Source organism: Vibrio sp. Evd11 (assembly GCF_900382755.1).
Taxonomy (GTDB): domain Bacteria; phylum Pseudomonadota; class Gammaproteobacteria; order Enterobacterales; family Vibrionaceae; genus Vibrio; species Vibrio lentus.
Genome location: NZ_OSDX01000081.1, coordinates 1 through 20111 on the forward strand (window position 1 = coordinate 1; position 20111 = coordinate 20111).

19 protein-coding genes and 2 pseudogenes are annotated in these 20111 nt (G+C 45.3%); 13 read left to right on the forward strand and 8 right to left on the reverse strand.

All coding sequences use genetic code 11. From position 1 onward, the window contains the following. Positions 1-43 precede the first annotated feature (43 nt). Positions 44-1072, forward strand: a complete 1029-nt coding sequence (locus ED652_RS21455; protein WP_122056114.1) for an IS110 family transposase — start codon at positions 44-46, stop codon at positions 1070-1072. A 345-nt stretch (positions 1073-1417) separates the two neighbouring features. Here the strand turns inward: ED652_RS21455 and ED652_RS21460 are convergent, their stop codons facing one another. Next, positions 1418-1861, reverse strand: coding sequence for a hypothetical protein (locus tag ED652_RS21460; protein ID WP_122056104.1), 444 nt, complete (start codon positions 1859-1861; stop codon positions 1418-1420). 377 nt (positions 1862-2238) lie between these two features. Between ED652_RS21460 and ED652_RS24160 the strand changes: the two are divergent. The 4 genes and pseudogenes from ED652_RS24160 to ED652_RS21475 all read left to right on the forward strand — a co-directional run. Next, a pseudogene (locus tag ED652_RS24160) lies at positions 2239-2385 on the forward strand (site-specific integrase); the annotation flags it as partial. Between the two features lie 36 nt (positions 2386-2421). Then, positions 2422-2585 (forward strand): annotated as a pseudogene (locus tag ED652_RS24055) (tyrosine-type recombinase/integrase); the annotation flags it as partial. A 108-nt stretch (positions 2586-2693) separates the two neighbouring features. Beyond that, positions 2694-3599: a homocysteine S-methyltransferase family protein gene (locus ED652_RS21470; protein WP_122056105.1), complete on the forward strand. Its 906-nt coding sequence runs from the start codon at positions 2694-2696 to the stop codon at positions 3597-3599. A 63-nt stretch (positions 3600-3662) separates the two neighbouring features. Continuing rightward, on the forward strand, positions 3663-4061 hold the full coding sequence (locus tag ED652_RS21475; protein ID WP_122056106.1) for a DUF1090 domain-containing protein: 399 nt from the start codon (positions 3663-3665) through the stop codon (positions 4059-4061). A gap of 145 nt (positions 4062-4206) precedes the next feature. On the opposite strand, the gene ED652_RS21480 is transcribed toward ED652_RS21475, so the two are convergent. The 4 genes from ED652_RS21480 to ED652_RS21495 form a co-directional block, all read right to left on the reverse strand. Then, on the reverse strand, positions 4207-5301 hold the full coding sequence (locus ED652_RS21480; RefSeq protein ID WP_122056107.1) for an HDOD domain-containing protein: 1095 nt from the start codon (positions 5299-5301) through the stop codon (positions 4207-4209). A 235-nt stretch (positions 5302-5536) separates the two neighbouring features. After that, positions 5537-6592, reverse strand: coding sequence for an alcohol dehydrogenase family protein (locus tag ED652_RS21485; protein ID WP_122056108.1), 1056 nt, complete (start codon positions 6590-6592; stop codon positions 5537-5539). Continuing rightward, entirely contained in the window at positions 6589-7107 is a 519-nt protein-coding gene (locus ED652_RS21490; RefSeq protein ID WP_122056109.1) for a TetR/AcrR family transcriptional regulator, read from the reverse strand. Before ED652_RS21490 ends, ED652_RS21485 begins: the two co-directional genes overlap by 4 nt. 167 nt (positions 7108-7274) lie before the next feature. Further along, positions 7275-8396, reverse strand: coding sequence for a multidrug effflux MFS transporter (locus ED652_RS21495; protein WP_122056110.1), 1122 nt, complete (start codon positions 8394-8396; stop codon positions 7275-7277). Between the two features lie 97 nt (positions 8397-8493). On the opposite strand from ED652_RS21495, the gene ED652_RS21500 reads away from it, so the two are divergent. Next, a complete protein-coding gene (locus tag ED652_RS21500; RefSeq protein WP_122056111.1) occupies positions 8494-9267 on the forward strand; it encodes a helix-turn-helix domain-containing protein in 774 nt (257 codons plus the stop codon). Positions 9268-9366: 99 nt separating this feature from the next. Here the strand turns inward: ED652_RS21500 and uxuA are convergent, their stop codons facing one another. From uxuA to ED652_RS21515, 3 genes are all read right to left on the reverse strand, one after another. After that, positions 9367-10554, reverse strand: coding sequence for a mannonate dehydratase (uxuA, locus tag ED652_RS21505; RefSeq protein ID WP_102340080.1), 1188 nt, complete (start codon positions 10552-10554; stop codon positions 9367-9369). A 208-nt stretch (positions 10555-10762) separates the two neighbouring features. Continuing rightward, a complete protein-coding gene (locus ED652_RS21510) occupies positions 10763-11545 on the reverse strand; it encodes an FCD domain-containing protein (protein ID WP_050643471.1) in 783 nt (260 codons plus the stop codon). Positions 11546-11652: 107 nt separating this feature from the next. Further along, entirely contained in the window at positions 11653-12636 is a 984-nt protein-coding gene (locus tag ED652_RS21515) for a TRAP transporter substrate-binding protein (protein ID WP_054546316.1), read from the reverse strand. A 299-nt stretch (positions 12637-12935) separates the two neighbouring features. Between ED652_RS21515 and ED652_RS21520 the strand changes: the two genes are divergently transcribed. The 7 genes from ED652_RS21520 to ED652_RS21550 all read left to right on the forward strand — a co-directional run bounded on the left by ED652_RS21520 (position 12936) and on the right by ED652_RS21550 (position 20017). Further along, positions 12936-13448: a TRAP transporter small permease gene (locus tag ED652_RS21520; protein WP_048609952.1), complete on the forward strand. Its 513-nt coding sequence runs from the start codon at positions 12936-12938 to the stop codon at positions 13446-13448. Positions 13449-13463: 15 nt separating this feature from the next. Further along, on the forward strand, positions 13464-14771 hold the full coding sequence (locus tag ED652_RS21525; protein WP_054542885.1) for a TRAP transporter large permease: 1308 nt from the start codon (positions 13464-13466) through the stop codon (positions 14769-14771). 96 nt (positions 14772-14867) lie between these two features. Further along, positions 14868-16331, forward strand: coding sequence for a fructuronate reductase (locus ED652_RS21530; protein ID WP_102327947.1), 1464 nt, complete (start codon positions 14868-14870; stop codon positions 16329-16331). Positions 16332-16343: 12 nt separating this feature from the next. Beyond that, entirely contained in the window at positions 16344-17756 is a 1413-nt protein-coding gene (gene uxaC, locus ED652_RS21535; RefSeq protein ID WP_122056112.1) for a glucuronate isomerase, read from the forward strand. Positions 17757-17759: 3 nt separating this feature from the next. Continuing rightward, entirely contained in the window at positions 17760-18752 is a 993-nt protein-coding gene (locus ED652_RS21540; RefSeq protein WP_102300119.1) for a sugar kinase, read from the forward strand. A 9-nt stretch (positions 18753-18761) separates the two neighbouring features. Next, positions 18762-19385 carry a bifunctional 4-hydroxy-2-oxoglutarate aldolase/2-dehydro-3-deoxy-phosphogluconate aldolase gene (locus ED652_RS21545; protein WP_054545964.1) on the forward strand — a complete coding sequence of 208 codons (624 nt, stop codon included), beginning with the start codon at positions 18762-18764 and terminating at the stop codon, positions 19383-19385. Positions 19386-19513: 128 nt separating this feature from the next. Then, a complete protein-coding gene (locus tag ED652_RS21550) occupies positions 19514-20017 on the forward strand; it encodes a YgjV family protein (RefSeq protein ID WP_122056113.1) in 504 nt (167 codons plus the stop codon). Positions 20018-20111: the final 94 nt, after the last annotated feature.

Here is a 20111-nt window from a genome sequence, read left to right on the forward strand (position 1 = left end):
GTGCCATACTTACTTAGTACACGCTGAAGAACTGGAGGTTACTATGTCCACCATTAAAACTATTGGCGTTGACCTCGCCAAGAATGTGTTCAGTATTCACGGCGCTGATGCATATGGCAAGTGTGTCCTACGCAAAACTGTCAAAAGAAACAAACTCTTAGACACATTCGCTAAGTTATCGCCCTGCCTCATCGGTATGGAGGCGTGCTCTGGTGCACACCACTGGGCAAGAGAGCTACTGAAACTCGGTCATAACCCGAAAATTATGGCGTCCAAATTCGTTATTCCATACCGACAAAATGAGAAGAACGATGCCAATGACGCGGAGGCCATCTGCGAAGCGGTATCTAGACCCAAAACACGATTTGTCACTATCAAAAGTGAAGAGCAACAAGCTGTGCTTTGCCTGCATCGTATTCGACAGGGACTAATTAAAACAAGAACGGCGACCATTAACCAACTCAGAGGTTTGCTTTCTGAATTTGGAATTGTGATGCCACAGGGTCGCTACTCGGCTCAAAACACCATTGGTAGTGTCCTTGAAGATGCAGAAAATGGGCTGCCTATACTCGCTCGAGAGCTACTTCAAGATTTATCGAGCAAGATTCAAAACCTTAACCTAGAAGTACTGCACTATGATCGCAGAGTCTCCGCTTTAGTCCGTGAGATGGCTTCAGCCAAAGCCCTCATGGATATTCCAGGTGTCGGTGAACACAGTGCAAGTGCCATTGTCGCGACCGTCAATGACGCCAAACAATTTGGCTCCAGCCGCCAATTCGCTGCTTGGATAGGGTTGGTTCCAAGACAATACTCAACAGGTGGTCATGTTCATCTTGGTCGCATCAGCAAAAGAGGCGAAAAACACATTCGCACTCTACTTATTCATGGCGCAAGAGCCGTTATTGCACGATGTAAAGAGAAAACCGATCGCAACAGTATTTGGTTAAATCAACTCGTTGAACGACGAGGCTATAAACGAGCAGCTGTCGCCCTAGCAGCAAAGAATGCTCGTATAATATGGGCATTATTAACAACAGGAAAAGAGTACAAGATTAACTATGTAAACGGTTAACACTCACCGAGTCAAAGCAATAGCAAATGATGACAATACGACCAGACCGAGATGCCTAAACCTGTTTAATTGGGAAGTAATAAATACTGTTTAACGAATGAGGCAGGCATCAAGCGAATATCATCAAGGTGACGGAACGAATCCGATTAAACACCGAATGTAGAGCTGCTGTCCGATCCACTGTTGTCAGCGGGAGCTATTGTTGACAAAAGAGGGAGTCCATGTAGCCCAATTAAGGTGTGAGGCATGCAATACCGATGCTCCCGCATATCACCTTAATCACTTAAACCGATGCATAGTAAAAATGCCACGCGTGCCGAATCGCACTTAAATTTTTTGTTATGTTTAATTAAACACTCCGGATAATAAATTCATAACGTTATTTGCACTTAGAGCATCCCTAACTAGATTTGCCGCATAGTCTTTAGAGCCTCTCTTAACAGCATCTTTAAGTTGCTCACCAAGTGACTCGTTTGATTCGACTGAAGATGGCACAGATTTTAATAACTGAAGGCCTTTGAGCGATAACGTCATTCGGGAGTTCCAAGCACCGCCGAACTTCCCTATTAGGTAGCCAGAGTCAAACAGCCAGGAAAGAGTATAAGAAAAAAACTCGTTATCTTCCTCACTAATGGGATCGACGAATTCGCCATCGTCATTCCAATACGCAATTGCGTCATAATCCATTAATTCACAAGGATCGAGAACAATTTGCTTAGGAAACTCTGAGTAGAGTTTTTCAAAGACTCTTGCGACAAGCTCATCAAACTTTTCTATATTTTCGCTCATACTTCCTCATTAAACATAACATTTTAATATCGTGCGAGCACGAATCCATCCGCTTAACATATCAAAAAGGTCGCTCATAACCAACTGAATGCTATGCATTTAATATAAAAGTGGGTCTCAACATTAAGTGTGAAAACGTGCAAGCACATATTGCCGACGATGTAACGCTCGGCCTCATTCTTAACCACCGATAAACCTGCATTGTAATCAATAATTTAAAATAAACCTCTCGTTAAATTCGTGCTCAATCAGAGTTAAAAACCACTCTTTTTTAAGCCATGATTTATCTCCCTCCCAATAAACTGTGTATGCACAGCTTTTTAGAAGGGGGATATATGGCGAGTCAATTCATGCAGGCAATTTGCGAACATATGACGATGCGAGGCTATAGTCGCAAGACAATCAAAGCCTACAGTTATTGGATAAAATACTTCATTCATTTTCATAAGCTTAAACACCCTGAACAGATGCATGCCGCTGAAGTTGTCTCCTTTCTTTCTCATTTAGCTAATCAACAAAAAGTCGCCATCACTACTCAAAAGGTTGCCCTCAATGCTCTAGCCTATCTGTACAATCAATTTATAAACAACTTCTAAAATCAGGCTCCGATATCAGAACGGTTCAAGAGCTACTGGGGCACAGTGATGTTAAGACAACTCAGATATACACTCACGTTATTGGGCAACACTTTAGTGGCACGACTAGCCCGCTAGACGGCCTATAACGAAACTCCCTCATCGATAGTTGAACCTTGGCTTGATGGCTTCTGTCTATCAAGGTTGTCTGATATGGTGGCGGCAGAACTTCAGCAATTGTTTAGATAGTATTGAATATGAAAACACTAACCATACTTGATGGCGGCATGGGCCGAGAACTCAAAGAAATTGGCGCGCCATTTTCTCAACCACTTTGGAGTGCTCAAGCGCTGATTGAGGCACCCGATTTTGTTAGCCAAGCGCATCAAAACTTTGTCGATGCTGGTGCTGAAATCCTGATCACCAATAGCTACGCCTGTGTACCTTTTCATTTGGGTGAAGAGCTGTTCAAACAACAAGGTTTTGAACTCGCAGAGCTATCTGGCGAACTGGCTAAAGCCGTTGCTGACAATGCCCCTCACACAGTGAAAGTAGCAGGCGCGATTCCACCGCCATTTGGCAGCTACCGACCAGACTTGTTTAAGGTCGAAGAAGCAGCCCCTATCATTCAAACCCTTTACGATGCGCAAGACCCAAACATCGACCTTTGGATCGCGGAAACGATCTGTAGCCTGCAAGAATTCGAATCCATTCATGCGGTACTTAAGCAATCAGATAAGCCGTGTTACTACGCATTCAGTTTGGAAGACACCAAGGGTGATTCTGCTAGCATTCGTTCTGGCGAAAGCGTAACTGACGCCATCAAACTGGCCTGCCAATCCAACGCTACAGGCGTTATGTTTAATTGCTCAGTGCCTGAAGTGATGGATCAAGCCATCATCGATACTAAAAAAGTAATTAAAGAACTAGGCTGTGATTTGGAAATCGGTGTCTATGCGAACAACTTTGCGCCGATCAGCAACGAACATGAAGCCAATGACATGCTTCAAGAGATGCGTGAGCTGGATGGCCAAGGTTACCTAGTTTACGCAAAACACTGGCACGCACTTGGCGCGAATATTATCGGTGGCTGTTGTGGCATCGGGCCGAAACACATTAGAGCTTTGGCGGACTGGAAATTAAGTGACGTTGAGCCAAACTAATTATTCGTGTTGTTGATAACATCGCACCACTTAAACGCCATTTATAAATCAAACGGTTAAAGCATGAAACTACTTCTAAAGAGCTCAATACTGTCTCTATGCGTTCTATCATTCCATAGCTTTGCGAGTTCGCAGTGTGAAGACTTATCCGGCTGTGAAAGAAAGAGCTGCGAAATCGAATATCAAATAGACAAAGCAAAGGAATACGGCAATCAACACAAGGTTGATGGCTTGAACAAAGCACTGAAAGAAGTGAAAGCTAACTGCACCAATGACGGCTTGAAAGACAAAATCGCTGAAAAAATAGAATCGAGTGAAGAAGATCTCGCTGAATACCGAGATGATCTCGAAGAAGCGAAACAGTCTGGTAAGACTCAGAAAGTGAAAAAGTACCAACGTAAAATCGAAGACGAAATTGCAGAACGTGACCGTTTAGTCGAAGAGCTGGCTGAGATCCAATAAACATCGCGACGCTGCATTGATACGTCTACTTTATACTTGTCAGCCTGACTTCACGCACCTGCTTCGCTTATCTGCTTAAGTAAACTTCAAATCCATCGCCTCTCAATTCGAGAGGCGATTTTCTTTATCTCTTAGTCAGATTCACTTAACCAACAAGTGCTAGCTCGGACTCTTTCAGTAAACGATTAGCCACGAGGTTGGCGGCAGGCGTAGCTATCGTTTGTTGGCATCTGGTTTCAAAGTTTTCAGGCGTAATCATTTTGGCTTCCAGCAGATATTGCAGCTCACTTAAGTAGTTCGCCTCAAACACCGCTTGCCCAAGTGGCGTACATTCGTATCGGCTCGATTCTTGGTAACCAATCGCAGTCAGTACAGATTCTGGCAATTCCCAGAATTTAGCAATGGTGTAAGTCAGGCGAATAGAATAGCTGTTCATCAATCGCTTCAATGCCAACGAGTTAGGCGGCACTGAAGGGTCAACATGCTTAAATGCTTCCACCATCATCTGGAAAATAATCATCTTGCCCAAGTTACGAATCAACCCAACAAAGTATGCCGCGGCTTGATCTTCTTGAGATGAAGAGTCTTTCATCAATTCCTTAGAAAATGAGGCCGTTTGGACACTGTGATTCCAAATTTTCTCTCCGAAATGACGCCAGTAAATATTGTTGCCCGGCGTGAAGTTCTTCATGTAGCTATTCACGACCCCTTCTACAAGCCCTTGAGAACCCATATTTAGGAATGCTGTTTTTAGATCAGTAACCTGTTTCTCACCACGCTTGTAGAAAGCACTGTTAGCCAGTTTTATCACATCTGCAGCCATGCTTGGCTCGCGTTCAATCACTTTCACCAATGCATCGACATCAAATTCGTCACTCTGTAATTCTGCCATTAACGTGGTCACAGAGGTTGGCATCACTGGTAGTTCATTAAGCAACGCTTTTGGAGAGCGAATCAAGCGCTCAATTTGGCAGGCGACAAAATCACTAAATGGGTCTGACTCTGTTCTCAGACGGGACTCGCCAAACAAATAATCAAGGAACTCACCATCGTGAAGGCTAAGCGTCTTATCGACAATGAGTGATGATGGCTGGGCGGACGAAGGCGGAACAAAGATTGAAGACTGAACAGAATCAGTAGCAACGGTTTGTTGTTGCTCTTTTTGGACAGGCTCTGCAGAGGGTTTGTTTTTTGAATCAACAAAAGGCGAAAATAGTGCCTGCAATACCCTTTTAAACATCAATACGGCTCCTAGATGAATACAACATAGATCGGGATATAGAACGGCGGCGATTATCGCACACACAATTCATAAACCATACAATGATAAATGAATCACTTATTTCTTCGCTGTATAGGATCTGTTGCTCGGCAGACGACAAGACTAGGCTAGTCGGTATTGGCCAGAAACAAAAAGAGCGAGCAAATAACGCTGCTCGCTCTTTCATAGATTAGTCTTGTAACTCTATCTAAAGTTAACGCTGAGCCACTTCCAGCACAATCTTACCGACGTGTTTTTTCTTCAAGAATTCGTCTTGTGCTGTATGAATATCAGCAAGTGGGAACGACTCCGCGACAATTGCGCCAATCTGCTGTTTCTCAATACGGTTTACTAGATTCTGGAATACTTGTGGTTCTAAAACAGTGCAACCAAAAAAGCTAAGGTCTTTCAGGTACAGAGTACGAACATCAAGCTCAACCATAGCTCCACCAATCGCGCCTGATACGGCATAACGACCGTGTGGTTTCAGCACTTCAAGGAATTCCGGCCACTTATCACCGGCGACTAAGTCGATAACTACATTCACACTGTTTGTGCTTAAAGCCTCAACTAAATCAGCATCACGAGCAATCACCTCATTAGCACCCAGTTCCAATAACTGCTGGTTTTTGCTTGGGCTAGTAATCGCAATCACGTAAGCACCGCGAGCTTTCGCCAGTTGAATCGCCGCCGAGCCCACGCCACCTGATGCGCCAGAGATAAGCACGCGATCACCTTCAGCCACATTAGCGCGAGTCAGCATGTTCTCTGCTGTTGAGTAAGAACATGGGAATGACGCTAGCTCAACATCCGACATTGTGCTGTTCACCGCATAAGCATGTTTCGCTGCGACTTTGGTGTATTCAGCAAAGCCACCATCGCACTCAGAACCGAAATACCATGGTTGTGGTAAATCTCGTCCGTGCACTTCCGTTAAACAAGGTTCGATAAGAACACGCTCACCGACACGATCAGCAGACACTTCATTGCCGACTGCCACGATGAAACCGCACACGTCAGCACCTTGGATACGAGGGAACTTCAACGCTTCACCCGACCAACTTGCATCATCTGAGTCATCACTTTTAGAGTACCAACCGATTCGTGTGTTAATATCGGTATTGTTCACGCCTGCGGCCATCACCTTGATCAGCACTTCATTAGGTTCAATTTGAGGAACAGCGATATCTTCACGGTAGCCAAGCATGTCTGCTCCGCCATGACCCAACATCTCTACGCCTTTCATTGTTTTTGGTAGTTCGAATGTCATCGTGTTTCCTTGAGTAATTTTGTCACCATATTCTGTGCTGATGTCACCGCTTCTTCGCCTAATACTGGCCACGCGCTTGATACACCTTCATGAAGTAGAAAAAGCTCTGAAGCCAGATCGCCTCGTTGACTCTGCTTACCCAGAAGTGCTTTTACTTCTCGTTTATGTTCAGTAACAGCTTGATTAATTATCTCGTTGTCAGGAAAAGCAGCCATCGCATTCATCGACATACAACCGTGTGGCGCATACTCTTCCATCCACTGTTGTAACTTGTCGAAGATATCAAGCATGGATGCCAGGCCATCAACAGGCGCACTTTCTAACAGGAAATTTAGGTAACGGTGATGACGGTGCTCTAACGCCCCAACGATCATCGCTTCTTTCGATGGATAATGTTTGTAGAGCGTACGTAGGCTGACATTACATGCCGTCTTTAGTTGAGCCACGCTCGGCTCTGCAAAACCATGTTGACTAAACGCAACCTCAAGGCTCTCTGCAATTTGTTCTCTTAACATGCGGATCTCTTATACCTGACTAAAGGTAGAATGATTGTTCTACACACATAGTAGAGCGATCATTCTACCCATGTCAATATCCAAATTTACGAAAGGATAAAATGGTAAATCCCGTATCAAATAGGACGCGGAATTTATCAATATGAATGAGAAACTTACCGTTAAATCTAGAGTCGGCTGCGTATCGTCACTAACACAGATAACGCGCCACAAAGTACCAACACCACACCTAGATCTTGAATCATTCCCGCTAAAGCGAGCCCTGAACCAATCAAGGTGTAATACATCAAACCAAACAGTGCACCTGCGCTTCCAGCTTGAGATTGGTAACGCACCAATGCTCGGCTCAAGACATTAGGAATCGCAATGCCAAACGCCATAACCACCAACATCATCGGAAGCAAGAACCAGATCGAATGTTGTGAAAGGTACACACCCACTGCGCCTAATGTTTGAAACCCTGCCGCTAAGCTAATCAAAGAGATAGATGACACTTGTCGTTTTAAGAGCGCCTTATTAACCAAGCTTCCCAACAAGGTTCCGAACCCAAGTACGACACCGCTATAGCCAAACTGCTCGATACTGAATCCAAGCTGTAAGAAGGTGAATGAACCCAGTTGGTAATACGAAAACAGCGCAATATTGAACGACGCGACAATCAGTGCCGATACCCAAATATCACCGTCTTTGATCATGTCGATACTGAGCGATTTTAATTGCAACGGCTGCTTAGACTGCTGCGTTTCCGGCAAAGAGCATAAACTGTGTACTAGCAGCGCCAACACCATGATTAACAAGGCAGTAAACACATATTGGTGCCCACCCGCTTGGCTTAATTGACCACCAAGAAGCAGCCCGATGATGGGGCTAATCGACAGCCCCATGCCCATGTAACCAAACACCTTGGCCAACTCACTGCCACTAAAGGCATCTCGTAACATGGTTTGAGTGACTACAGAGCCAACCGCAAGCCCGAAAGCGCCCATAGCTCTTGCTATCATCAACCACGTAAAACTGTCGGTTTGCATGGCAATAAGTGCAGAACAGGCAAATAATCCCATCCCCAATAACATGGTAGGACGACGTCCCCATTTATCCGCTAACACGCCCCACACCACCACACCCACCGCAAATGCAGAGAAGTAAATAGATAGGGTTTGTGCCGCTTGTATGTAACTCACATCAAAGGATTTCGATATAGAATCCAGAGTCGGGCTATAGATGGTTTCTGCGATTTGAGGGAACATCAACAGCAGCACCATTTGCCATAAAGAAGGTTTTGTTTTCATCATTTTTCCAAGACCAGTGAACTTGACGGGAAGTCTAGAGGAAACTAACCTTGGCTCGTTAACAGCATTAAAACCAAAAACAACAAGATTGAGACAAATGGCATTTAACGATGACAGCTGTGCTTTTGATGCCGATAGCATTGAAGCAAGCGTAGTGGGAATAGCGGCAGAGCTAGGACAGCATGATTCAGGTATTCATCAGCATCGCAAAGGGCAATTACTTTATGCTCCGCAAGGGTGCATTACCTTAACACTGGATAATGCTTTATGTATTCTGCCTCCGACTAAGGCTGTATGGATCCCGCCACATGTTCCACACCGAGCACAAATGACCAACGTGGTCGCGTATCGTTCTCTGTATTTTGATACCGATGTATTTGAGTGCCCAAAAGAGATCACAACGATTAAAGTTAACGATTTACTGAAAGCGCTGATCAATAAGATCGCATTATGGGAATGGGATATCGCGGCGCACAAGACACACAATACGTCTGCGCTTTTTTGGGAAGAATTCCATTCCTTAACGCACCAAACCTTAATTCTTCCACTCCCAACAGACCGACGATTGGCGCGTTTCTGCACACAAGTCAACAAAGCCGATTTTATCGTCCCTCCGTTAAATGTATTGGCGTCATCCGTTGGAGCCAGTAGCAAAACCATCACTCGTCTATTTAAAGCCGAAGCCGGCATGACCTATCAAGATTGGCGTCAACAATGGCGTTTGATTAAGGCGATCGAACTGCTTGCTCAAAACCGAACCGTTACCGACACAGCGCACTACTTAGAATTCTCTTCGAACAGCGCTTTCATTGCCTTTTTCAAACAACAAACCGGACAAACACCACTGGCTTTTACCAAGTTGGGAACGTGATTGTTGTGCTATCAATTCATGGCTTTGCTAAGAGCAGATACAAAAAAACCAGAACATGAGTTCTGGTTTTTAAAAGTATTTTAAAGCTCGATGCCGTCGTTACTTAGTATAAAAAGCACGTTTCAATGCCATTTCTAAGCCGCGAACTTCAGCCAAGCCTTTCAATCGACCAATCGCCGAATAACCTGGGTTAGTGGTTTTCTTCAGGTCATCCAGCATTTGATGACCATGATCCGGACGCATTGGAATTAAACGGTGATCGCCCACTTCTGCACGACGATTTTCTTCATCCAAAATTGCCATTACAACGTTGTACATGTCCACATCACCATCTAGGTGAGCCGCTTCGTGGAATGTCATTGGGTTGCTCTCTTCGCGCTTAGTAGAACGCAGGTGCGTAAAGTAAATTCGGTCACCGTGCTTTTTGATCATATTGACCAAATCATTGTCGCCACGTACACCGTATGAGCCCGTGCACATCGTCAAGCCATTCATTTTGCTTGGCACATGCTCGGTCAACCAATCAATGTCTTCGATCGTTGAAACGATGCGAGGCAAGCCTAAAATTGGACGCGGTGGATCGTCAGGATGAACCGCCATCTTCAAACCATTCGCATCACAGATAGGCATCAGCTCAGCAAGGAAATGAGACATGTGCTCACGTAGTTTATCTTTGTCGATGCCCGCATAGCGGTCTAGCTGTGCTTGAAACGCTTCAAGTGTGTAGCCTTCTTCAGCGCCCGGCAAACCGGCGATAATGTTGTTGGTCAGTTGCTGAATTTGCTCAGGCGTCATGTTGTTGAAGTAATCGAACGCTTGCGCTTGCTCTGACTCTGAATAGTCTGACTCAGCACCCGGACGCTTCAAAATATGCAGCTCAAATGCCGCAAACGCAATTTGATCAAAGCGAAGTGCGCGCGAGCCATCAGGCATTTCAAATTCTAAATCGGTACGTGTCCAGTCCAACACAGGCATGAAGTTATAACAAACCGTATCGATGCCACACTCAGCAAGGTTAGACAGAGTTTGTTTATAGTTATCAATCCACTGCTGGTAGTTGCCAGTTTGAGTTTTGATCTCTTCGTGCACAGGCACGCTTTCTACGACCGACCACGTTAAACCTTTCTCTTCGATAATGGCTTTACGCTTCAGGATTTCTTCTTTTGTCCAAACTTCACCATTTGGAATATGGTGCAGTGCATTCACAATACCAGTTGCGCCCGCTTGACGAATATCGTCTAGCGAAACTTGATCATTAGGGCCGTACCAACGCCACGTTTGTTCCATGAGACTTACCTTTCTTTAAGACGCACTTAGCCGGCTCGAATTAATCAAGCTAAATGCAATAACGACTTCTTAATGGCAGCAATGACAATTGCTGCCCGAGATAGCACCGGTCTACGCCGGTCTAAAGACGATTACCTATCTACAACCTAGTGAATGAATCAGCTTTCAAGAGGAGCCTTGTCGCTGAATTCAACGTTAGCTTTCAAAACTAACTTTCTGTGCTAAGCAGCACCACTGGGTTGGAACTAAATAAGTAGCCATCAAAGTTTGGGTCATCAATGTCTGACAGCGCTAACAAACGCTGTTTAACATTCTCAAGGTGTTGCCACATTGCGTTCTTAGCAGCGACAGGATCTTTGCGCTGTAAGGCGGCGAGGATACGAGCGTGATCATCTAACCATTCTTCACGGTAATCTTGACCACTGATGTGAGAGTGGAGTTTATTCCACATTGGACTCTTTTCGCGTCGATCCCAGGATTGTTTCAGCATATCTACCAGAACAGAGTTTTGAGTGGCCTCTGCAATACACATGTGAAATCTTTCATCTCCGCTGCAATCGGTGGTGCCGCTTGCAAGCTCTTCGCGCTCGAGTTCGAGTGCAGAGCGCATCTTAATGATGTCGCCCGGAGTGACCTGAGTTGCCGCAAACTCCGCGATATTACTTTCCAGTAATTGGCGGGCCTGCAGCATCTCGAATGGACCAGCATCATCGCTGACCACATTCTCGCGAGAATGAGTTGGAATGTTCAGGACATAAACACCCGACCCTTTTTTCACCTCAACTAAGTTTTCAAGCTCCAGCATGATGATCGCTTCACGCACCACTGTGCGGCTTACATCTAGACGATCAGCAATATCGCGTTCTGGAGGTAATCTATCTCCAACCTTATACAGGCCTTCAATCAGTTCTCTTCTTAGTACTAACCCTATCTCCTGATAAGGTCTTTTCGGCTCGAAAGGCATCATGATGATATTGTCACTTCTTTCCATTGTATTTCTCTCGCCATCATAATGACCAAATATAATTGGTCAACCTCTATATCCTAAAATGCAGTAACACCTTGTTTTTGTATTACTATTTTTTCTATATTTTCTCGTTATTCAACAGACTGAATACGATCAATTAATGCGCTCAATTCTGGATCCGTTTTATCTAGCGCGTCATACATAGGTTGAACTGCGAGTGCGAACGCAGCCTTGTCTGGTTCCACAAAAGTAACGCCCATTTCCTCGGCTTTAGCACGCTCTTTTGCTTCCGATTCAGCCCACAATTTTTTCATCAATTCAGATGAATCACTTGCCGCTTTCATTAGCGCATCTTGTTGTTCTGTAGTCAGTTTATCGTATGCTCTGGTTGAGATAACCAACACATCCGGAACCATCGTGTGCTCATCTAAGCTAAAGTATTTAGACACTTCACTGTGACGGCTCAAGCTGAAAGAAGGAATGTTATTTTCAGCCGCATCCACTACACCTTGCTGCAGTGCTGTGTACAACTCACCGTAAGCTAGTGGCGTTGGGTTACCGCCTAACGCTTTCACCATCGCAATTGCTGATGGGCTTGGTTGAACACGAACTTTCAAACCTTTCAGATCTTCTGGCGTGTTAATTGGCTTATTGGTATAGAAGCTACGCGCACCAGCGTCGTAGTAAGTCACACCAATAAAGCCGCTATCACGAGAAGAGTTAAGAATGTCACGGCCCACTTCACCATCAGTCACACTGTAGTAGTGCGCTTGATCGCGGAATAAGTAAGGCATGTTGAATGATGAATAAGCAGGAGAAAAAGCTTCTAGCTCAGCAGCATTACTTTTCACCATATCTAAAGCGCCGTTCTGCATCAGCTCCATAGATTCACGCTGTGTACCCAATTGAGCGTCAGGGTAAATACGAATACGCACCTCACCATCAGTCAATTCACGTACTTCTTTCGCCATAAACGTCATCGCTTCATGTACTGCATGGTCACGAGGGTGGTTATGGCTCAGTTTCAATGTTGTCGCTGCATAAGCAGAAGCTGTTGCTCCAAAAGTGAAAGCAGCACCGACAACCGCACTAATCAAAGTTTTACGCGTCATCATCATTCTTATTCTCCGTGGATTGGTTATCCAAAATGTAGGGTGTTTTTTGTTATGGGCTCATATTGGGGCTCAAAAAAGGAACCGTCAAAGCTGAAATTAAAATTGATTGACCAATATCACAATAAAAACCCATAAATTGGTCAACCAAAATCATTTGTGAAGTTGCTCACGCCAACCAAAAAATGAATAGCTTATGATTCAGCCAGATTTTTGAACATACTATCCCTGCATAGAAACAGTTTCTTACATTGGTAAACCAATTGTTATGAGATACGCAATTTTGTTGAAAGGAAATAAACATGAATAAATTGGTCAGTTACATAAATAGAGGGTTGGCCGCCTTTACAGTGTCTCTATCGTCTTTCTTAGTGCTATGTGTGATATGGCAGGTTTTATCCCGCTATGTTATTGGCAAACCAAGTACTGTTACCGACGAGCTCGCGCGTTATCTCTTTATGTGGGTAGCCTTAATTGGTGCCGCCTATACAACGGGTCTGAAACGCCATCTTGCCATCGACCTGCTTACGATGAAGCTGACTGGCAAACGTAAATTAATCAACGAAATCGTTATCCAAATAGCCATCGCTTCTTTCTCTTATATCGTTCTAGTACACGGTGGAAGCCAACTTGCTGCTAAAACGCTTGCGATGGGACAGCTGACTCCCGCTCTAGGTTTAGAAATGGGCTACATCTACTTCTGCTTGCCTATCAGTGGCGCTTTAATGATTTTTTACTCCGTCGTGTTTACTTACGAACGCGTTAAACAATTAATGTCAGGTGACGATTTGATCACCGACTCACAACTTGATTGATAGAAGGATTTCACAATGGAATGGCAAGTAATACTGACCTTATTCGGTAGTTTCGCTGTACTGCTTACAATCGGTGTACCGGTCTCTTTTGCGATTGGTTTATCGTCACTAGCAACCATCTTAATGAGCTTACCGCTTGAGCCGGCTATCGCGGTGGTTGCTCAACGCATGGCCGCTGGCCTTGATAACTTTGCATTACTGGCGATCCCGTTCTTCATTTTGGCGGGCAACATCATGAACCAAGGCGGCATTGCGCTGCGTTTGATTAACTTCGCGAAAGTGTTGGGTGGTCGTTTGCCGGGTTCATTGGCACACGTAAACGTGATGGCAAACATGATGTTTGGCTCTATCTCAGGATCGGCGGTAGCATCCGCAGCTGCAGTGGGTGGCACCATGTCTCCTCTGCAAAAGAAAGACGGCTACGACGAAAACTTCTCCGCGGCGGTTAACATTACTTCGTGTCCTACTGGTCTATTGATTCCACCAAGTAACACGCTGATCGTTTTCTCTTTGGTTTCTGGTGGTACTTCAATCGCGGCATTGTTCTTAGCAGGTTACATCCCAGGTCTCATCATGGGGCTAAGTATCATGATTGTGGCGGGTATTATTGCAAAACGTCGTGGTTACCCTGTTGCAGCGCGTCCTTCACTATCAATGGTTTGGGATACCTTCCTAAAAGCAGCGCCTTCTCTGGCACTGATCGGCATCATCATGGGTGGCATCATTGGCGGTATCTTTACTGCAACTGAAGCTTCTGCGATTGCCGTGGTATACACGTTTGTTTTAGCCGTGCTTATCTACCGTGAAGTAAAATGGCGTGATATTCCAAAGATCATCCTTGAGTCTGCAGTAACAACTTCTATCGTTCTATTACTTGTTGGCGCATCAATGGGGATGTCTTGGGCAATGGCGAACGCCGATGTGCCTTACATGATTGCTGATGCATTACTGGCGGTTTCTGATAACCCGCTAATGATCCTACTGATTATCAACGTGATTCTGCTGATTGTGGGTATCTTCATGGATATGACACCAGCGGTACTGATCTTCACACCAATCTTCCTACCAATCGCGCTAGACCTAGGCATCGACCCTGTGCACTTCGGCATCATGATGACCTTCAACCTTGCTATCGGTATCTGTACGCCGCCAGTAGGTAGTGCTCTATTCATCGGTTGTTCGGTTGCCAACATTGCCATCGACAAAGTCATCAAACCTTTGCTGCCATTCTATGCTGCACTGATTGCAGCCCTAATGGCCGTTACTTTTATCCCTGAGCTGAGCTTGTTCTTACCTGAATTAGTACTGGGCTACGGTTCGTAATTTGGTCACAGATACATTCTAAGACGACTAAACACTCAAACGCTTTATCAAATAATAAAATCCCGCTGGTTCGCTGGCGGGAAAAGGAACTGAATAATGAAGACTGTTGCTAACTCTACGCTGCCAAACACTGTATTACGACCTGACTACGACCGTTCAGCACTCCAAAGCCGTATTGTGCACCTTGGTTTCGGTGCATTTCACCGAGCGCACCAAGCGCTATTCACCAATGAAATGCTAAGCAAAACCAACACTGATTGGGGCATTTGCGAAATTAACCTATTCGGCGGCGAAGATTTGATTGAATCACTTCGCGCGCAAGACCACCTTTACACCGTTGCTGAAAAAGGCGCTGAATCCACAGACGTTAAAGTAATCGGCTCAGTGACTGAATCACTGCATCCAAACCTAGACGGTATCGAAGCTGTTTTAGAAAAAATGGCTGAGCCTCAAGTGGCGATCGTGTCGATGACGATCACAGAGAAAGGCTACTGCGCTGACCCTGCAACTGGCAAGCTTGATAGAAATAATGCCCTAGTCATCGCTGATTTAGCGAACCCAACGCAGCCAAAATCGGCGCTTGGATATATTGTACGAGCGCTCAAAATACGCCGCGACCGTAACCTTCCTCCATTCACGGTAATGTCTTGCGATAACGTGCAAGAGAACGGTCATGTAGCAAAAGCAGCGATCATTGAGTTCGCTCAACTGCTTGACCCAGAATTACGTGATTGGATTGAAACCAATGTCACCTTCCCATGCACCATGGTTGACCGCATCGTACCCGCAGCAACCGAAGAGACACTGACAGAAATTGCAGAACTGCTTGGTTGTGAAGATCCATGTGGCATTGCCTGTGAACCATTCCGCCAATGGGTGATTGAAGATAACTTTGTGGCAGGCCGCCCAGACTGGAATGTTGCTGGCGCAGAGTTCGTAGAAGATGTGGTGCCTTACGAAGAGATGAAACTGCGCATGCTCAATGGCAGTCACTCTTTCCTTGCTTACCTTGGATACCTTGGTGGTTACGACCATATTTCCGACACCATGACAGATGCAGGCTACCGCAAAGCCGCTTTTGACATGATGATGAAATCCCAAGCACCTTCACTAACTATGCCTGAAGGGACTGATTTGGAAGGCTACGCAACCTTGCTTATCAACCGCTTCACCAACCCAAGTTTGAAACATAAGACATGGCAGATTGCGATGGATGGCAGTCAGAAGATCCCTCAGCGTATGGGTGGTAGCTTGCGATTCCATTTAGAGCAAGGCTCAGACTTCTCATGGCTTGCGACGGCCATCGCTGGCTGGATGCGCTATGTATCGGGTGTTGATGAGCAAGGCAATGAGATCGATGTTCGCGACCCAATGGTAGATACACTTCGCCAGATCTGCGACCAGCATGGACTCAATGTATCTGTGGTTCCGGCGTTGCTTGCGGTTGAAGCGATTTTCCCTGCCGAACTAGGTCAAAACCCACAGGTGATTGATGCGGTAAGTTCAGCGTACCAATCATTAATTGAACACGGTGCTGTTGCGACCGTGGCTGCGTTATAAGGAGTACAAACAATGAAGAATTTCTTATGTGAAGACTTTTTACTGTCGAATGAGACTGCACGCCGTTTGTACCACGAACACGCAAGCCACCAGCCGATTTATGACTATCACTGCCATCTAAACCCAGCAGAAGTGGCTCAAGATCGTCAGTTCGAAAACATGTCTAAGATTTGGCTTGAGGGTGACCATTACAAATGGCGTGGCATGCGTTCAGCAGGGATCGACGAACGTCTGATCACCGGAGGCGCAAGCGATTATCACAAGTTCATGGCATGGGCTAAAACCGTCCCTCAAACCTTGGGTAACCCACTTTACCACTGGACTCACTTAGAACTTCGTCGCCCATTTGGTATTACTGGCACTCTCTTTGGCCCAGAAACCGCTGACCAAATTTGGCACGAAGGCAACGAGCTATTAGCGACACCAGAATTTAGTGCTCGCGGTATCATGAAGCAAATGAATGTGGTGATGGCAGGTACGACAGACGATCCAATTGATTCTCTTGAACACCATAAAGCGATCGCTCAAGACAATTCATTTGATGTGAAGGTTCTGCCAAGCTGGCGCCCAGATAAAGCGTTCAAAATTGAACTTGATGGCTTTGCTGATTACCTACAAAAATTAGGCATGGTTGCTGACGTTGAGATCACTCGCTTCCATCATCTATTGAGTGCTTTAGACAGCCGCCTAACGCATTTCAACGACCATGGTTGCCGTGCAGCAGACCACGGTATTGAAGTGGTTCGCTACGCACCTATTCCATCAGAATCGGATTTGGATGCCCTGTTAACTCGACGCCTCAATGGCGAAACACTCACCGATCTAGAATGTGCGCAGTTTTCAACAGCCGTTCAAGTGTGGTTAGGCAAGCGCTACGCCGCAATGGGTTGGGTAATGCAGCTTCACATTGGTGCTCAACGTAATAACAACACGCGTATGTTCCAACTGTTAGGCGCAGATGCAGGGTTTGATTCGATCAGCGACAAGACATTTGCCTTCGAGCTGGCTCATCTGTTGGACGAAATGGATCAAAGCAACGAGTTGCCTCGCACCATCCTTTACTGCTTAAACCCTCGCGATAACGAGATGATGGGCACCATGATTGGTAATTTCCAAGGTGGCGGTATCGCGGGCAAAGTTCAGTTTGGTTCTGGTTGGTGGTTCAACGATCAGAAAGACGGCATGCAACGCCAAATGGAGCAGCTATCTCAGCTTGGTCTGCTTAGCCAGTTTGTCGGCATGCTGACTGACTCTCGTAGCTTCTTGTCGTACACACGCCACGAATACTTCCGCAGAATTCTGTGTGACATGCTTGGTCGTTGGGCTGAAAACGGCGAGGTGCCAAGCGACATGTCACTGCTTGGCCCTATGGTCGAGGACATCTGCTTTGGTAACGCAAAACGCTACTTCGAAGAGAGGGCGTAACCCATGAAACATATCGCCATTATTGGTGAGTGCATGATCGAGCTTAACGGAAAACCGTTTGGCTCAATGCATCAAACGTTTGGCGGAGACACACTCAATGCTGCGGTCTATCTAAGCCGCGGCTGTGAGGTCAACCTAAATCCAAATGACATCAAAGTGTCCTACGTCACGGCTTTAGGCGCAGACCCGATTAGCAAGGGAATGTTAGAGCGCTGGCAACATGAAGGAGTGTCGACTGACCTCGTTCTACAAGACAGCCAACGAACTCCAGGCCTATACCTGATTCAGCTTGATGACGCAGGTGAGCGTACCTTCTTATACTGGCGTAATCAGTCAGCAGCACGGTACCTGTTGCAACATCCAGATTTTAGCCAGATAAAACAAGCTTTACGCAACGTCGATATGGTCTTTCTTAGCGGTATCACATTAGCGATTCTACCCGAGCAAGATCGTATCGAGCTATTGAACATCTTGGTTGAATTGAAGACACAAGGCGTTGAAATCGCCTTCGACAGTAACTTCCGCCCTACCCTTTGGCCACAGGACGAAAACCAAACCGTCAAAAACAGCTACCAAGCCATGTATACATTGACGGATTTAGCATTGGTGACATTCGATGATGAACAGTTAATTTGGGGAGATAGCTCTCCAGAACAAACTATCGAACGTCTAACTGCGCTGGGTGTTAAGCGATGCATCGTCAAACTGGGTGCAGATGGCTGCCTCATTCAAGATGCCACAATTCAAAGTGACATAAATCTAAATTCTGGTACCGCTTCGGCTCCACGGGCGGTGCCTACCCAACCTGTTGAACATGTCGTTGATACGACCTCGGCAGGAGACTCATTCAATGGCGGATTTTTATCTGCTTACCTTGCTGGCGAAGACTTAACAACGTCGTGCCAGCGTGGCAATACCATGGCAGGCGTCGTTATCCAACATCGCGGTGCCATTATTGCAAAAGAACTTACTCAAGCGGCCATCACAGCCATTTAAGGAATACCAATGAACATCAAACAACAACTAAAAACACTGAAAGTTATCCCTGTGATCGCTATCGACAACGCTGAAGACATCATCCCTTTGGGTAAAGTGTTAGCTGAAAATGGTTTACCTGCAGCAGAAATTACGTTCCGTTCTGAGGCTGCTGTCGAAGCTATTCGTCTACTTCGTGAATCACAACCAGATATGTTGATCGGCGCAGGAACAGTATTAAACAGAGAGCAGGCGATCGCAGCTAAAGAAGCGGGCGCAACGTTCGTCGTCTCTCCTGGCTTTAACCCAAACACGGTAAGAGCCTGCCAAGAGATTGGTATTGATATCATTCCTGGAGTCAACAACCCGAGTACAGTAGAAGCAGCGCTTGAAATGGGCTTAACGACATTGAAGTTTTTCCCTGCTGAAGCATCGGGTGGCATCAACATGGTTAAATCACTTCTTGCTCCTTACACGGATATAGAAATCATGCCGACAGGTGGTATCAATCCAAACAACATTAAAGACTACTTAGCAATACCTCGCGTGCTTGCATGTGGTGGCACTTGGATGGTGGATAAGAAGCTGATTGAAGAAGGCAATTGGGAAGAGCTGGCTCATTTAACTCGTGAAGCCGTTAAGCTAGTCAATTAAAGCTAATGCAATAACACTTTAACGTTATATCTAACCCTCCTTTTGGAGGGTTATTTTATGGTTGAGCATTATTCCTTCAAAGTTAATATTTAATCGTGATCGATAGCATCTAACAATAAAGGCTAAATATGGAAAACTGGGTAACACAGGGAGTTGGAGGTCTCGCTTTCTGTATCGGCGCAATGGCCTTTTGGCAAAAAGATGATATGAAATTTCGCTATCAAATGATGATCTTTTGTTTTGTTATGAGTATCCATTTCATATTAATGGGCGCTATGGTTGCCGCCATTGGCGTAATTATCAATGCTATTCGAAGTTACGTATCAATAAAAACTCAATCCCGCAAAGTGATGTGGTTTTTCATTGGTTTAATGTGGGTAATGACATTACCTAACATGAATCATTTCTTTGAGTTTATTACGGTTGTTGGTTCATCCGTAGCGACATGGGCACTCTTCTCTCGACAAGGTATCACGCTGAGAACCTTAATATTATTCAATTCTTTCTGTTGGGCTAGTCACAATATTTGGGTTGGTTCTATTGGCGGATCTTTTGTCGAAGTCACCTTTATTGTCACCAATTTAGTCACAATCTACCGTTTACATCAATGCAGATTGTTAACTATAAAATAGGCAATACATTTTTTATTCTAGATTTGAAATATGGAAGGGCTTTGTTGCGTAATTCAGTTTAGAGACAGAGCAGCCACATTTCGTGCGTTTCTTA

What these genes read in the sequence shown, in the direction of transcription:
- ED652_RS21510 (WP_050643471.1), bottom strand. Translation starts at nt 11,545, where the DNA reads ATGGAAAGAAGTGACAATATCATCATGATGCCTTTCGAGCCGAAAAGA.
- ED652_RS21515 (WP_054546316.1), bottom strand. Translation starts at nt 12,636, where the DNA reads ATGATGACGCGTAAAACTTTGATTAGTGCGGTTGTCGGTGCTGCTTTC.
- ED652_RS21495 (WP_122056110.1), bottom strand. Translation starts at nt 8,396, where the DNA reads ATGAAAACAAAACCTTCTTTATGGCAAATGGTGCTGCTGTTGATGTTC.
- uxaC (WP_122056112.1), top strand. Translation starts at nt 16,344, where the DNA reads ATGAAGAATTTCTTATGTGAAGACTTTTTACTGTCGAATGAGACTGCA.
- ED652_RS21455 (WP_122056114.1), top strand. Translation starts at nt 44, where the DNA reads ATGTCCACCATTAAAACTATTGGCGTTGACCTCGCCAAGAATGTGTTC.
- ED652_RS21485 (WP_122056108.1), bottom strand. Translation starts at nt 6,592, where the DNA reads ATGACATTCGAACTACCAAAAACAATGAAAGGCGTAGAGATGTTGGGT.
- ED652_RS21545 (WP_054545964.1), top strand. Translation starts at nt 18,762, where the DNA reads ATGAACATCAAACAACAACTAAAAACACTGAAAGTTATCCCTGTGATC.
- ED652_RS21490 (WP_122056109.1), bottom strand. Translation starts at nt 7,107, where the DNA reads ATGTTAAGAGAACAAATTGCAGAGAGCCTTGAGGTTGCGTTTAGTCAA.
- ED652_RS21460 (WP_122056104.1), bottom strand. Translation starts at nt 1,861, where the DNA reads ATGAGCGAAAATATAGAAAAGTTTGATGAGCTTGTCGCAAGAGTCTTT.
- ED652_RS21500 (WP_122056111.1), top strand. Translation starts at nt 8,494, where the DNA reads ATGGCATTTAACGATGACAGCTGTGCTTTTGATGCCGATAGCATTGAA.
- ED652_RS21540 (WP_102300119.1), top strand. Translation starts at nt 17,760, where the DNA reads ATGAAACATATCGCCATTATTGGTGAGTGCATGATCGAGCTTAACGGA.
- ED652_RS21480 (WP_122056107.1), bottom strand. Translation starts at nt 5,301, where the DNA reads ATGTTTAAAAGGGTATTGCAGGCACTATTTTCGCCTTTTGTTGATTCA.
- ED652_RS21530 (WP_102327947.1), top strand. Translation starts at nt 14,868, where the DNA reads ATGAAGACTGTTGCTAACTCTACGCTGCCAAACACTGTATTACGACCT.
- ED652_RS21525 (WP_054542885.1), top strand. Translation starts at nt 13,464, where the DNA reads ATGGAATGGCAAGTAATACTGACCTTATTCGGTAGTTTCGCTGTACTG.
- ED652_RS21520 (WP_048609952.1), top strand. Translation starts at nt 12,936, where the DNA reads ATGAATAAATTGGTCAGTTACATAAATAGAGGGTTGGCCGCCTTTACA.
- ED652_RS21550 (WP_122056113.1), top strand. Translation starts at nt 19,514, where the DNA reads ATGGAAAACTGGGTAACACAGGGAGTTGGAGGTCTCGCTTTCTGTATC.
- uxuA (WP_102340080.1), bottom strand. Translation starts at nt 10,554, where the DNA reads ATGGAACAAACGTGGCGTTGGTACGGCCCTAATGATCAAGTTTCGCTA.
- ED652_RS21470 (WP_122056105.1), top strand. Translation starts at nt 2,694, where the DNA reads ATGAAAACACTAACCATACTTGATGGCGGCATGGGCCGAGAACTCAAA.
- ED652_RS21475 (WP_122056106.1), top strand. Translation starts at nt 3,663, where the DNA reads ATGAAACTACTTCTAAAGAGCTCAATACTGTCTCTATGCGTTCTATCA.